Below are 252 nucleotides of genomic sequence, written 5' to 3' on the forward strand. Positions count from 1 at the left end.
GCAGGCTTCCGTCAGGGGTGGATGGTGTTGAACGGGCCGAAAAAACACGCCAAAGGCTACATCGAAGGTCTGGAAATGCTGGCTTCAATGCGCCTGTGTGCTAACGTTCCTGCGCAACACGCCATTCAGACCGCGCTAGGTGGTTATCAGAGCATCAGTGAATTTATTACCCCTGGCGGTCGTCTTTATGAGCAGCGTAACCGCGCGTGGGAACTGATCAACGATATTCCGGGCGTTTCCTGCGTGAAACCT

Annotated in this window: 1 pseudogene; it reads left to right on the forward strand. The window is 54.4% G+C overall.

Going from position 1 to position 252, the window contains the following annotated elements:
* Positions 1–252: pseudogene (locus SB756_RS32955) on the forward strand (aminotransferase); the annotation flags it as partial.

Source organism: Pseudomonas sp. SIMBA_068 (assembly GCF_046534705.1).
GTDB classification, from domain to species: domain Bacteria; phylum Pseudomonadota; class Gammaproteobacteria; order Pseudomonadales; family Pseudomonadaceae; genus Aquipseudomonas; species Aquipseudomonas putida.